Below are 11,827 nucleotides of genomic sequence, written 5' to 3'. Positions count from 1 at the left end.
GCATTGTCGCGATAACCGCCTTAATATTTACCTCAATGGATAGAATTTCTAACCAATGAACATTGATCTCAATGCTGTTTCGACGTTCTGCCTTGTTGCCGAGGAACGGAATTTTCGCGCCGTCGCGGACAGGCTGGGCGTCACCCGCTCCGCCGTCAGCCAGACCATCCGCAAGCTTGAGGAGACAATGGGAATTGCGCTGGTCCAACGAACCACCCGCAGCGTGAGCCTGACGGAAGCGGGGCAGCAGCTTTACGCTGATGTCTCGTCTTCCATAGGCGCGATCTCGCAGGCGGCGCAGGCAGCCTCATCGCTTGGCGGCACGGTGCGCGGTCAGCTTCGGCTGGCGGTGTCGTCCATTGCAGAACGTTTCTTGTCGGGACCTCTGCTCGCAAGCTTTGCCGAGGCACATCCCGAAGTGCAGCTCGACATCGTCGTGACGGATGAAGAATTCGATATTGTCGCCGAGCATTATGATGCCGGCGTGCGTTTGGGAGAGCTTATCGAACAGGATATGATTGCCGTTCCGGTATCAGTTCCCCAGCGGCAGCTTGCCGTCTGTTCTCCTGGATACCGTAACAGTTTCGCCCTACCGACGCAGCCGAGCGAGTTGATCGAGCACAGGTGTATTGGCTGGCGGCCTCGTCCGGGTATTGCGCCATATAGATGGGAATTTGCCGAAAGCGGCCGGGAGTTTGCGGTGGCGGTGGAGCCTGCTTTCACCACCAACGACATGCAGCTGATGATCAAGCTCGCCTGTGCCGGTGCAGGCATTACCTTTGGCATGGAAGAGACATTCCGGCCCTATCTGGAGCGCGGAGAGCTTGTTTCCATGTTGGAAGACTATTCGCCCAGCTTCGCAGGGTTTTATCTTTATTATCCCAGCCGTCGCAACCTTGCGCCGAAGCTGCGGGCCTTTATCGATCACGTTCGCCTGTCGAGAGAGCGATGATCTGCCGGACGTTGCCCCGGCAGATCATCAGCAACAGACTTATTTCTTCTGCGAGACCAGCGAGAAATAGGCACCCTGCGGATCGACGCAGTTAACGATCCAGCTTTCGCCGGGCACTTCCATCGGGCCGTTGACGACCTGTCCGCCGCCGGTACTGACGCGAGTGATGGCGTCATCGATGCCATCCACATTGAAGTAATAACCCCAATGGCAGACGGGAACCTGCGGCATGCGTTTCATGATGCCGCCAACGGCTTTGCCGTTATGGGCGAAGATGCGGTACGGGCCCATTTCGCCCATGTCGAAATCATGGTCCTTGGTCCAGCCGAAAACATCGCCGTAGAAGGCCATCGCTTCATCTACATTGTCGGTGAAGAGTTCGTACCAGCCGACATGGCCCTGTTTCGCCTGCATATCCTCAGGGAAACCGCCGGTTTCCATTGGCTGCGGCGTCATGATGCAGAGCACGGCGCCATAGGGATCGGCCACCACGGCAAAGCGGCCGATTTCCGGGATATCCTGCGGCGGACGTCGGATCGCGCCACCTTTTTCGGCAAAACGTTTTGCCGTCGCGTCCACATCGTCGACATCGACATAGGCCGTCCAGTTCGGCGGAATGCCCTGGCCCTTGTGCTCGTCGGTCAGTTCCATGACGCCGCCCATGCCCTTGCCGTCGGCTTCCAGCACGAGATAGGGCATTTCCGGCGAGCCGAAATCCTTGGTCTGCCAGCCAACGACATGACCATAAAAGCGGGCGGCCGCTTCCATGTCGGGTGTCATCAGCTCGACCCAGATGAATTTTCCATGCGTATCGGACATTGTCGTCTCCTATGGAGGGTTTGGCGGGTGTTTCGGCAAGCGCCCGCCGCAGGGCGCGGCGGCACGTTCGTTCAGATCAAGTCCGGGCGAGCTTTACGACTTGCGCCGGAACTCCGATGTCATGAAGGTCTTGAATGTGCCGTCCGGCTGCCTGACGCTGCCGGAGAAACTGCGGTGATTGTCATCATGCAGCACCAGCACGTCGTGATAGGTCGCGGTGCCACCGGAACCGTCGAAAGCGGGGCCTTCCGCTTCCAGCGTCAGGGTCTTGCCGTCCTCTTCCAGCCAGCCCTTGTAGACCCAGAGATGCGTCATCATCGACCCTACCCAGGTGCCGACAAAATTGCCCTTGGCCGGATCGAAGCCGACCGTTATGACGGCCGTCATCCGGTCGCCGTCAGGCATCCTGCCGGAGCCTTCGCCGATGATCCATAACCCGCCGATGGAGCGGACGGTCTCCGTAAAACGCTGGTCCGGATCATCAGGATCGTATCCTTCATGGCCGGCAACCATTACCCAGTCGCCGACGAGCCTAGACAGGAATTCGTGTTCCTTCTGCGGCTTGACGCTTTCCATTTCCATTGTCGTCTCCTCCTCTCGTCTTGCCGTTTTCAGTGGCAGCAGGATGCGGCTTTCGGCGCGTCCTCATATTGGTCGTGGCGGCGCACCCAATCCATTACACCCTCTTCATTACGGCCTTTTGGCACCAGATCGAGCAGCATCAATGTGCCGAGCGTCTGCTCCGCGCCGCGGGCATAAGTGGAATAGGTGTGATAGATCTTGCCGTCCTCGCCCTTGGCGAAAACGCTGATGCCGTGCAGGTCCTTCAGGTCGCCATAGGGCGCCATGTCACGGTAATTGTAGGTGATTTCGCCGCTTGCCATGTCCTCGTCGCGAAACGAGGCCTGATAATCATAATTGAAATCCGTACCTGCGGCTGAAACCCAGGGGAATTTCCAACCCATGCGGTTTTTGTAGCTTTCGATCTTTTCAAGCGGTGCCCGCGACACCGCGACGAAGCCAGCATCGCCATGCTTGAGATGGATCAGCGCGCCATCGACGTGATCGGCGAAGAAGGAGCAGCCAACGCAGCCCTCCTCCCAGTCCGGCGCCAGCATGAAGTGGTAGACGATCAGCTGACTGCAATCACCGAACAGCTCCTGCAGCGATTTGGGGCCGGAGGGCGCGTCGAAGATATAATCCTTCGTCACCTCCTCCCACGGCAATGCGCGACGGGCTTCGTTCAGCCTGTCACGAGCACGGGTCAATTCCTTTTCCTTCACCAGCAGATCGCGGCGGGCCGCAAGCCACTCCTCTTTTGAAACGACGGGATGAGACATGATCTTTCCTCCTTGGATCCGTCCTTCACCTCGGCGCCGCTCCGTCCCAACGGCCGGCACCGCCTATTTCTGTGCTGAAAGGCAACAAACAGTCTGCAGAGCACCAAGTTCCGCTTGACTAATTAGGTTGATATCAACATATTTAGCGCATGTCAAACGTCAGCGTGATTCCTTTTGCGACAACCATTCTCGTGCGTGATTCCTGCCTGTGCCTGCATGCACAGCGTGCGGCACGGGCGCTGGCACGGCTGTTCGACAATGCGTTGAAGCCGGTGGGCATCAACAATGGTCAATTTTCGCTGCTGATGTCGCTGAACCGACCGGAGCCGCCGTCGATGGGGCCGGTCGCCAATCTTCTGGCGATGGACCGCACGACGTTGACGGCGGCGCTGAAGCCGCTGGAGCGGCGCGGGCTGGTCAGCATCGAACAGGACCCGAAGGACAAGCGCGGCAAACGGCTGCGGCTGACGGCTGACGGGATGGCCGTACTCGCCGCCGCGTTCCCGATATGGGAGCAGACCCATGCGGAAATCGAAGCAAAGATTGGAAGCGGTGACCCTGAAAGACTGCGCCGCGACCTCATCGATCTTGGCTGACACGGGTGGAGCGCCCCGGCAAGACTGTCATCCGGTTGTCGCGCCGGAGAGCGAAACTGAACGAAACGCAATCCAGGAGGAATGATCATGCGTGCAATCGTTTTTGTAAAAGCCACAAAAAGCAGCGAAGACGGCGTGATGCCGACGACGGAACTGATGGAGGCAATGGGGAAATTCAACGAAGAACTGGTCAATGCCGGCATCATGCAGTCCGGCGACGGCCTGCACCCCTCCTCCAAGGGTAAGCGCGTGATCTTCGACGGCGACAGCCGCACCGTGATCGACGGTCCCTTCCCGCACACCAACGAGTTGGTCGCCGGTTTCTGGATCTGGAACGTGAAGGACATGGACGAGGCGGTAGAATGGGTAAAACGCTGCCCGAACCCGATGTTGGAGCGCAGCGAAATCGAAATCCGCCCCATGTTTGAAATGGAAGACTTCGGCGACGCGGTGACACCTGAAATCGCCGCTCATGTCGAAGAACTGCGGGCGCGTGTCGGCAACCAATGACGCCAGCGGGCCAAACGAGCCCGGCTGAAAGGATCAGGTGCGGCATCGACTAAATCTCACACCGGGCAGGCCTTGCCGCATCGGCCCTACCCACCCCTTCTCAAAGTGGGTTGCAACGGATCGCCGCCGCTGTTAATGGTCGGGCGGTTCAACCCGTTTCAAGAAAGGAGGCTTCGCATGGATATTTCCTGCTTCTGGCGCAATCGTCAGCTCTGCCACCTTTTTGCCCTGCGGACACGTTTGCAGGGCTGACCGGAACATCACCCTCTGGTTTGCCTAAAAGGCCGCGCAGGACGCAGTTCGTCTGCCATTGCGCATAGTTTCACGACGGATCACCGATAACCGAACCCACGTCCTGCACGCGCAGGCAACGGTGCGGGTCCGTCTTCGCCAGAGACGACATCATGACCATCATTACGCTGCGCAACCTCGGTATCATCCTTGGCAAACCGCTTTTTTCCAATCTTAGCCTCACCGTGAATGCGGGCGACCGCATCGGCATCGTCGCCGCCAATGGTTGCGGCAAGTCCACCCTGCTCAATTGCCTGGTGGGCGACATGGAGCCCAGTAGCGGCGACATCACCCGGCTGCGCGGGCTCACCCAGTCCATCGTGCGCCAAAATCCGCCTGCCGCCCTGATGGAGCTGACCATGCGGGATGCTGTGCTCTCCGCCCTGCCGGCGGATACGATCGATAGCGAAAGCTGGCGCGCAGACATCATCTTCGATGACATGCTGGTGCCGGAGCCGTTTCGCGAGCGTCGCCTGAAAGAACTGAGCGGCGGCTGGCAGAGGCTTGCCATGCTGGCCAAGGCCTGGATCACAGAGCCTGACGTGCTGCTGCTCGACGAGCCGACCAACCATCTCGACCTTGAAAAGATCAACGTGCTGGAAAGCTGGCTGGGCGCCCTGCCGCGCGACACGGCCGTCATCATCGTCAGCCACGACCGCGCCTTTCTCGACAATGTCACGCGGACGACGCTTTTCCTTCGGCCTGAGAACTCGGCGCTGTTTCGCCTGCCCTATGGCCGTGCGCGCGCGGCGCTGGAGGAGGAGGACGCCGCCGATGAGCGGCGTTTCCAGCGCGACATGAAAACCGCACAGCAGTTGCGCCGGCAGGCGGCCAAGCTCAACAATATCGGCATCAATTCCGGCAGCGATCTCCTGACCGTTAAAACCAAGCAATTGCGCGAGCGTGCGGAAAGGATCGAGGAGAAAGCGCGCCCTGCCCATATCGAACGATCCGCCGGCAAAATCCAGCTCGCCAATCGCGGCACCCATGCCAAGGTACTGGTAACGCTGGAGGATGTGGCCGTCTCCACGCCGGACGGAACGGTGCTGTTTCGCACCGACCGGCAATTCATCCGCCAGGGCGACCGCATCGTCATTCTCGGTCGCAACGGTGTCGGCAAGACGCGGCTGATGTCACTGCTGCAGGCGGCGGTGACGGGTGATGGCCATATTCAGGAGGGCATCAAGGCCACGCCCTCGCTAGTAGCCGGATATGTCGACCAGTCGCTTGCCGACATCGATGACGACAGCACGCCGGCGACGCTTCTCTCGCATCGCTTCGACATTGGCGACCAGCGCATCCACGGCCTGCTCGCTGGCGCCGGCATCGACATGGAAATGCAGAAACGCCGGATCGCCACGCTCTCAGGCGGGCAGAAGGCGCGACTTGCCATGCTGGCGCTCAGGCTGGCGGAGCCGAATTTCTACCTGCTGGACGAGCCGACGAACCATCTGGATATCGAGGGACAGGAAGCGCTGGAGGCGGAAATCATCAGCCGTGAAGCCAGCTGCGTCCTCGTTTCGCATGACAGGAGTTTTGTGCGGACGGTAGGTAACCGCTTCTGGCTGATCGACAAGCGCAGGCTGGTGGAAGTTGACGACCCGGAAGCGTTTTTCGCTTCCGCCTGACATCATCGGCCCGCCAAGAGGATGAAACAGAGAACGCCCGTCAGCCCAGCAGGCTGGCGAGGCGTGGATCACCGGCAAAATCCGCGGCCGAAAAACCGGTTCGCCGCATCGGGAATTCGCACAGCGCCTGCACCCCGGTTTTCGAAAGATGGATGCGCCAGCTCATCCGCTCCACCGGCGATTTTTCGGCGAATGCCTTCGGCGACAGGATGGCAATGTTGAGGCCGCCTGCCGGATCGCGCACCGAGCGGTAGAGTATGGCCTCGATCCGGGCGAGACGCGCCTGATCCGCCAGTGTCTGGCAAGCTTCGTAATTCGTGGGATCAGTCCACAGGGCCTCGTCGCGGTTGAGTGCCGGTTCGGTCAGATCCAGCGCGGCATCGGTGGCGACGCGGGCGGCAAAGGCGGAATAATCGGCTGGATTGGCAGGCAGCGGCGTGCCAGGCGATTCGGCGTAAAACAGCAGCCGGTAAAAGGCCATTTCAGCAAGCGCCGTTTCCACCTTCGCGGCGGCGTAATAAACGCCTTCGGTATAGCCCGCGCGGCGGAACCGCGAGCCATGCGGATAGGCTGCGCCATAACGGAAGGGCGTCGCGAGAAGATAATCAAAACCGGCGCATTCGGGTGGAAACGGCCGCTTGCTCGCCTCCAGAATATCTTCCAGCAGCGATTGCTCTTCCACCGTATCCACCAGCTTCATGGTGGAAACCTGGTGCTGCGCCTCCACCAACCGCCAGTATTTTCCCGCCGCAGCGCGTTTTTCAGACAGGAGCGCGTCGGGCGTCCAGATAGGAGAGGACATCGATCAATCCGGTAATGGTAGTCAGCTTGTCGGCAGGTACGGCGCCGAGCGCCGTGTTATGATTGCGCAGCCAGCTTTTCGCCACGGCCTCGTCGCCGCCGGCAATCGCATCCAGCGAACGGAAAACCCGGATCAGCAACACAGCCAGTTCAAAAGATTTGGCACCCGGCTCCAGCAGGAAATCAAGCCGCTTCATACGCGACACCGTGGGCGCGGAAACGCCAAGAATATCCGCCGTGCGGGCGGCATTCAGGCCGAGCCGCTCCGCGGCGGCGATGACAGCCTTGGTGACGACCCTGCCTTGCGATGCGGGGTCCGCGGTGGCCTTGGTGTGAATATTCATGGGTCTATCCTTTCCTTGGAAAGAATATAGCACATTTCTTTCTGCAAACAAGAAGGGCGGAATGAACGCAGGAATGACGATCCACTGCCCAAGCCTGATATTTATCGTGTGCAGGGCGCCCCGCCCCGTCACCCCGGACTAGATCCGGGGTCCAGCGCGATCAAGTCCTTGATCGCGATAGACTCCTTTCAAGGCGCAGACGCGCCGGGGCATGGATGCCGGATCTAGTCCTGCATGCGGAGGAGACGTCGCGGTCCACTTCAGGCCGGGATGAACCCGCCACACATTTCAGACCTGAAAAATCAGGCTACCGAGACCGGCACTTCCGTGGAGGTGCGCATGGCGTGGCTGTAGGGGCAGACGATGTGCGCAGCAGCAACCAGTTTTTCAGCAACTTCGCGCTCCACACCAGGAATATTGGCCTTCAGCGAGACTTCGATGCCGAAGCCGCCGCCGTCTTCGCGCGGGCCGATACCGACGGTTGCCGTCACAGTGGTGTCTTCAGGAATCTTTACCTTTTCCTTGCCGGCGACGAATTTCAGGGCGCCGAGGAAGCAGGCGGAATAACCGGCTGCAAAAAGCTGTTCCGGATTGGTGCCGCGGGCGCCATCACCGCCCAGTTCCTTGGGAACAGTGAGTGTGACGTCGAGAACGCCGTCTTCCGACTTGGCGTTACCGGCGCGGCCACCGGTGGCAGATGCTTTGGTCGTGTAGAGAATTGGCATGACATTTACTCCTTCGGGTTGGCGTTGAGGCTCTTATAGCGAACAATTGAATTGTGCGCAATATAATTTTGCACATTGAATGCGAATTCGTTTTTTGCGATAATTTTCACGAAATTTCGCCGCGCATCCATGCGGCAGGAACCGAAAGCGGGGGCCGATTGTTCCCTCCCCGGTTGATTTTGGAGCAGGAAAATGGGTGCAGAGGGCGACGACAAGAAGATGGAAAGCCTGCTGAGGCTGGACCAGCAGATATGTTTTGCGCTTTACGGCGCGGCGCATGCCTTCACAAGGGCCTACAAACCGCTGCTCGACCCAATCGGGCTGACTTATCCGCAATATCTGGTCATGATGGCGCTATGGGAGAAAGAGACCTCGACCGTCAAGGCGCTCGGCGAAATGCTGGGGCTCGATTCCGGCACCCTTTCCCCGCTGCTGAAAAGGCTGGAGCATGCGGGCCTGATCACCCGCAAGCGCGGGACGGTGGACGAACGACAGGTGCTGGTGGCCCTGACGCCAAAGGGCGCGAACCTTAAAAAAGAGGGCGTGAAGATCATGGCGGCAATCGGCAATGCCACTGGTTGCGGGCTGGAAGAGCTGGTGCAGATCCGCGACCGGGTGAATGCGCTGAAGGACAGCCTCACCCGACCCTGACGTAACAAAAAAGGCGGCACGGAGCCGCCTTTTTTCATATGAAGAAGTCGCGGCTCACTGCCAGACCACGACACGCGCCTTCTGCGGCACGCGGTCGTAGAGATCGATGACGTCCTGGTTCATCAGGCGCACGCAGCCGGAGGAGACCGCCTTGCCAATGGAGTTCCACTCCGGCGAACCGTGCAGGCGGTAAAGTGTGTCCTTGCCATTCTGGAAGATATAGAGCGCGCGGGCGCCGAGCGGGTTCTTCAGGCCCGGCGGCATGCCGCCGTTCTTGGAGGAATATTTGGTGAGTTCCGGCTGGCGGGCGACCATTTCGTCCGGCGGTGTCCACTTCGGCCATTTCTGACGCCACTGGATGACGCCCTCGCCCGACCAGGCGAAACCTTCGCGGCCAATGCCGACGCCATAACGCATGGCGCTGCCGCCCGGCTCCACCACGTAAAGGAAGCGCGAACGCGTATCGACGACCACGGTGCCTGGACGTTCGCCCGTCGGATCAACGACCCGCTGGCGGTAATAACGTCGGTCGATTTTCTGATACGGCACGGCAGGAATGACGTAACCGCCATCCTCGACCGAGCCGTACATGACGGCCAGTTCCGCGTCGCTGACGCCGGACGAGAACATCTGGCGGAAATCGCTGCCAATGGCATTTGCCTGCTGGCGGATGGCGTCTCCCGTGCCCGATGAGGCGCAGCCTGCGAGAAGCGAAGCGGAAGAAAGGCCAAGAAGGGAAAGAAAGGTGCGTCTGGAAAGATCTGTGTCGGTGCTTGTCATAAGGCCGGTTTGTCCCACATTTCGAACGGCTAGATCGCCGTTGTACGTCATTTGTTCCGTATCATGCGTATTGCGAAAATAGTTAACCGACCGCTAAAAGCCAGTCACAAGCTGCTGGCGGAATGGGTCCCCTATCTCTTTCTTTTAGAACGTGTTCAGATAACCACAATCTGGGCACCCTGCGGCACGCGCTCATAGAGATCGATCACATCCTGATTGAGCATGCGCACGCAGCCGGAGGACGTCGCCTTGCCGACAGACTGCCAGTCCGGCGTGCCATGCACGCGGTACAGCGTGTCCTTGCCATCCTTGAAGATATAAAGCGCGCGTGCGCCGAGCGGATTGTTCAGACCCGGTGTCATGCCGCCATTGGCGGCGGAGATGGAGGCGAGTTCCGGCTGGCGCTTGACCATTTCATCGGGCGGCGTCCAGCGCGGCCACTTGGCCTTCCACTGGATCTTGCCACGGCCCGACCAGGCGTAACCGTCACGTCCCAGCCCGACGCCATAGCGGATGGCCTTGCCGCCGGATTGCACGAGATAGAGGAAATGCTGCTTCGTATCGACCACGATGGTGCCGGGCGCTTCCGCCGTCTGGTAGCTTACCTCCTGCCGGAGATAACGCGGATCGATGCGGCCATAGGGAATGGCCGGCAAGGAGCGGTCCTCGTCGCGGATTGGGCCATACATGACACGGTGCAGCGGATTGGAGACCGGCAGGCCATAGGCCACCGCCTGGCCTTGGCTTTGACCCTGGGGCACATTATAGCCCTGCACCTGCGGGGCCTGCAGCCCCTGGCCGCGCACCGGCGGGCCATATTCCTGATGGAAGCGGGTTCGGAACAGATCCGGCGGGCGCGTCGAAAGCTGGCCCGGCTGCGGCGGCAGTTCCGGCTGGCGATTGGAGCTGACGGAATTGAAATTGAACACCGGCGCCGTTTCCCTGACGAAGACGTCCGGGTCCATTCGGGTCGTATCCGTCACGAAAAGGCAGCCGCTCATCAGGGGCAGCAGGGCAAGCCCGACCAGAGAGGCCGCCCGGCGACCGTTTTTCAAAAGGAGTGCTATCATCTGAACCGCTTCATGGAATCCAATCTGAGGCCATGATGGACCGCGCGGCTGGCGCGAAGCTGGCGTCGGTTTTTCAAAAAAAATCGGAGAATCGCATTTTTCCTCTTGAAGCTCTAGTTGCTAGAGGTGCCAGATTGGCTGTCGAGTGGAATTCAGGAGCGAAACCATGAATATTTCGACACGCGGCAGTTTGAACGGGGAACCGGAGGCCCTGACCTTCTCGGTCGGTGGCATGGATTGCGGCAGCTGCGCGGCCAAGATCGAAACCGCGCTGTCGCGCCTGCCGGGCGTTGCCGACGTCAAGGTGTCAGTGGCCCGCGAGCGGCTGAACCTTTCGCTTGCCGAAAACAAAACCCCGGTGGAAAAAATCGAGGATACGTTGCGCAAGCTCGGCTTCAAGCCCGCTCTGCTGCCGCGCGAAAAAGCGCCCGCAGCAAAGGTGGAGGCCGATCGGCACGACCATTCCTCCTGCGGCGGTCACCATCATGACACGCCCCAAACGGCTATTGAAAACAACAATGCGCTGACCTTTGCGGTCGGCGGCATGGATTGCGGCAGCTGCGCGGCCAAGATCGAAACCGCACTGTCCCGCCTGCCCGGCGTTGCTGACGTCAAGGTGTCGGTGGCCCGCGAGCGGCTGAACCTTTCGCTTGCCGAAAACAAAACCCCGGTGGAAAAGATCGAGGATACGTTGCGCAAGCTCGGCTTCAAGCCGGCCCTGCTGCCGCAGGAGAAGGCCGCGCGCGAAAAAACGCCGGATCAAAAGCACGAAGACGATCATGATCACGCGACATGCGGTGGCCATCACGATCATGATCATTCCGGTCATGATCACTCCGGGCATGATCATTCCGGCCACGACCACGCAGCGCATGACCATTCTGGAGACAAGCAGCATTCCTGCAACGGGCATGACCACGATCACTCCGGCCATGATCATTCAGGTCACGATCACGGACACGACCATGCGGGCCATTCCCACGCTGCCGCACCTGCCGCCGCAAACCAGAGCGCCGAGATAGGGCACGCCCATGGCGCGGACGAAAAAGGTGCATGGTGGCGCACCGCCAAGGCGCGCAACACCTTCACCGGCACCATTCTGGTCGCGATTGCCTATGCGGCGGAACTGACCTTCCCGGCCTGGGGTAGTTACGCCTTCATCGTCGCCACGCTGGTCACGCTCTTCCCGATCGCACGCAATGCCTTTAATGCTGCCCGTTTCGGCGCTGTCTTCACCATCGAGATGCTGATGACCATTGCCGCCATCGGCGCGATCATCATTGGCGAGGCGGAAGAGGCGGCTATCGTCGTGCTGCTGTC

The 11,827-nt window shown here is 60.0% G+C and carries 14 protein-coding genes; 6 read left to right on the top strand and 8 right to left on the bottom strand.

Going from position 1 to position 11,827, the window contains the following annotated elements; genetic code table 11:
- The first annotated feature begins 55 nt into the window (after nt 1-55).
- On the top strand, nt 56-952 hold the full coding sequence (locus AGR2A_RS05780) for a LysR family transcriptional regulator (protein WP_022555795.1): 897 nt from the start codon (nt 56-58) through the stop codon (nt 950-952).
- 39 nt (nt 953-991) lie between these two features.
- Here the strand turns inward: AGR2A_RS05780 and AGR2A_RS05775 are convergent, their stop codons facing one another.
- The 3 genes from AGR2A_RS05775 to AGR2A_RS05765 form a co-directional block, all read right to left on the bottom strand.
- Nucleotides 992-1,771, bottom strand: a complete 780-nt coding sequence (locus AGR2A_RS05775) for a VOC family protein (RefSeq protein WP_045532522.1) — start codon at nt 1,769-1,771, stop codon at nt 992-994.
- 93 nt (nt 1,772-1,864) lie between these two features.
- Complete coding sequence (locus tag AGR2A_RS05770; protein WP_035209477.1) at nt 1,865-2,353, bottom strand: DUF1579 domain-containing protein; 489 nt, start codon at nt 2,351-2,353, stop codon at nt 1,865-1,867.
- A gap of 29 nt (nt 2,354-2,382) precedes the next feature.
- The gene (locus AGR2A_RS05765) at nt 2,383-3,111 is read right to left on the bottom strand and encodes a DUF899 domain-containing protein (protein ID WP_035209476.1); all 729 of its coding nucleotides are present in this window, start codon (nt 3,109-3,111) and stop codon (nt 2,383-2,385) included.
- A 149-nt stretch (nt 3,112-3,260) separates the two neighbouring features.
- Between AGR2A_RS05765 and AGR2A_RS05760 the strand changes: the two genes are divergently transcribed.
- The 3 genes from AGR2A_RS05760 to AGR2A_RS05750 all read left to right on the top strand — a co-directional run bounded on the left by AGR2A_RS05760 (nt 3,261) and on the right by AGR2A_RS05750 (nt 6,136).
- Nucleotides 3,261-3,707: a MarR family winged helix-turn-helix transcriptional regulator gene (locus AGR2A_RS05760; RefSeq protein ID WP_072494138.1), complete on the top strand. Its 447-nt coding sequence runs from the start codon at nt 3,261-3,263 to the stop codon at nt 3,705-3,707.
- A gap of 87 nt (nt 3,708-3,794) precedes the next feature.
- Nucleotides 3,795-4,217 (top strand): YciI family protein, encoded by a 423-nt coding sequence (locus AGR2A_RS05755; RefSeq protein WP_004440523.1) that lies wholly within the window; start codon nt 3,795-3,797, stop codon nt 4,215-4,217.
- Nucleotides 4,218-4,621: 404 nt separating this feature from the next.
- A complete protein-coding gene (locus AGR2A_RS05750; RefSeq protein WP_072494137.1) occupies nt 4,622-6,136 on the top strand; it encodes an ABC-F family ATP-binding cassette domain-containing protein in 1,515 nt (504 codons plus the stop codon).
- Between the two features lie 40 nt (nt 6,137-6,176).
- Here the strand turns inward: AGR2A_RS05750 and AGR2A_RS05745 are convergent, their stop codons facing one another.
- The 3 genes from AGR2A_RS05745 to AGR2A_RS05735 all read right to left on the bottom strand — a co-directional run bounded on the left by AGR2A_RS05745 (nt 6,177) and on the right by AGR2A_RS05735 (nt 8,006).
- The gene (locus AGR2A_RS05745; protein WP_004440518.1) at nt 6,177-6,938 is read right to left on the bottom strand and encodes an RES family NAD+ phosphorylase; all 762 of its coding nucleotides are present in this window, start codon (nt 6,936-6,938) and stop codon (nt 6,177-6,179) included.
- Nucleotides 6,898-7,281, bottom strand: a complete 384-nt coding sequence (locus tag AGR2A_RS05740; protein ID WP_004440515.1) for an MbcA/ParS/Xre antitoxin family protein — start codon at nt 7,279-7,281, stop codon at nt 6,898-6,900. Before AGR2A_RS05740 ends, AGR2A_RS05745 begins: the two co-directional genes overlap by 41 nt.
- 302 nt (nt 7,282-7,583) lie before the next feature.
- Nucleotides 7,584-8,006 carry an organic hydroperoxide resistance protein gene (locus tag AGR2A_RS05735; RefSeq protein WP_003509379.1) on the bottom strand — a complete coding sequence of 141 codons (423 nt, stop codon included), beginning with the start codon at nt 8,004-8,006 and terminating at the stop codon, nt 7,584-7,586.
- A 192-nt stretch (nt 8,007-8,198) separates the two neighbouring features.
- Between AGR2A_RS05735 and AGR2A_RS05730 the strand changes: the two genes are divergently transcribed.
- Entirely contained in the window at nt 8,199-8,657 is a 459-nt protein-coding gene (locus tag AGR2A_RS05730; RefSeq protein ID WP_004440509.1) for a MarR family winged helix-turn-helix transcriptional regulator, read from the top strand.
- A 54-nt stretch (nt 8,658-8,711) separates the two neighbouring features.
- Here AGR2A_RS05730 and AGR2A_RS05725 read toward each other — a convergent pair whose 3' ends face one another.
- Nucleotides 8,712-9,437, bottom strand: coding sequence for a L,D-transpeptidase (locus AGR2A_RS05725; protein WP_072494136.1), 726 nt, complete (start codon nt 9,435-9,437; stop codon nt 8,712-8,714).
- A gap of 155 nt (nt 9,438-9,592) precedes the next feature.
- Nucleotides 9,593-10,507, bottom strand: a complete 915-nt coding sequence (locus tag AGR2A_RS05720) for a L,D-transpeptidase (protein ID WP_035209470.1) — start codon at nt 10,505-10,507, stop codon at nt 9,593-9,595.
- Between the two features lie 166 nt (nt 10,508-10,673).
- Here AGR2A_RS05720 and AGR2A_RS05715 point away from each other — a divergent pair.
- A partial coding sequence (locus tag AGR2A_RS05715) for a heavy-metal-associated domain-containing protein (protein ID WP_139786379.1) occupies nt 10,674-11,827 on the top strand: 1,154 nt, incomplete at its 3' end.

This window comes from Agrobacterium genomosp. 2 str. CFBP 5494 (assembly GCF_900013495.1).
GTDB classification, from domain to species: Bacteria; Pseudomonadota; Alphaproteobacteria; order Rhizobiales; family Rhizobiaceae; genus Agrobacterium; species Agrobacterium pusense.
The sequence above is the reverse complement of the archived record's forward strand: the minus strand, read 5'-3'. Positions and strand labels throughout refer to the sequence as shown.

Bases quoted from the DNA above. Each gene is read 5' to 3' on its own strand.
- AGR2A_RS05780 (WP_022555795.1), top strand. From the start codon at position 56: ATGAACATTGATCTCAATGCTGTTTCGACGTTCTGCCTTGTTGCCGAG.
- AGR2A_RS05775 (WP_045532522.1), bottom strand. From the start codon at position 1,771: ATGTCCGATACGCATGGAAAATTCATCTGGGTCGAGCTGATGACACCC.
- AGR2A_RS05770 (WP_035209477.1), bottom strand. From the start codon at position 2,353: ATGGAAATGGAAAGCGTCAAGCCGCAGAAGGAACACGAATTCCTGTCT.
- AGR2A_RS05765 (WP_035209476.1), bottom strand. From the start codon at position 3,111: ATGTCTCATCCCGTCGTTTCAAAAGAGGAGTGGCTTGCGGCCCGCCGC.
- AGR2A_RS05760 (WP_072494138.1), top strand. From the start codon at position 3,261: ATGTCAAACGTCAGCGTGATTCCTTTTGCGACAACCATTCTCGTGCGT.
- AGR2A_RS05755 (WP_004440523.1), top strand. From the start codon at position 3,795: ATGCGTGCAATCGTTTTTGTAAAAGCCACAAAAAGCAGCGAAGACGGC.
- AGR2A_RS05750 (WP_072494137.1), top strand. From the start codon at position 4,622: ATGACCATCATTACGCTGCGCAACCTCGGTATCATCCTTGGCAAACCG.
- AGR2A_RS05745 (WP_004440518.1), bottom strand. From the start codon at position 6,938: ATGTCCTCTCCTATCTGGACGCCCGACGCGCTCCTGTCTGAAAAACGC.
- AGR2A_RS05740 (WP_004440515.1), bottom strand. From the start codon at position 7,281: ATGAATATTCACACCAAGGCCACCGCGGACCCCGCATCGCAAGGCAGG.
- AGR2A_RS05735 (WP_003509379.1), bottom strand. From the start codon at position 8,006: ATGCCAATTCTCTACACGACCAAAGCATCTGCCACCGGTGGCCGCGCC.
- AGR2A_RS05730 (WP_004440509.1), top strand. From the start codon at position 8,199: ATGGGTGCAGAGGGCGACGACAAGAAGATGGAAAGCCTGCTGAGGCTG.
- AGR2A_RS05725 (WP_072494136.1), bottom strand. From the start codon at position 9,437: ATGACAAGCACCGACACAGATCTTTCCAGACGCACCTTTCTTTCCCTT.
- AGR2A_RS05720 (WP_035209470.1), bottom strand. From the start codon at position 10,507: ATGATAGCACTCCTTTTGAAAAACGGTCGCCGGGCGGCCTCTCTGGTC.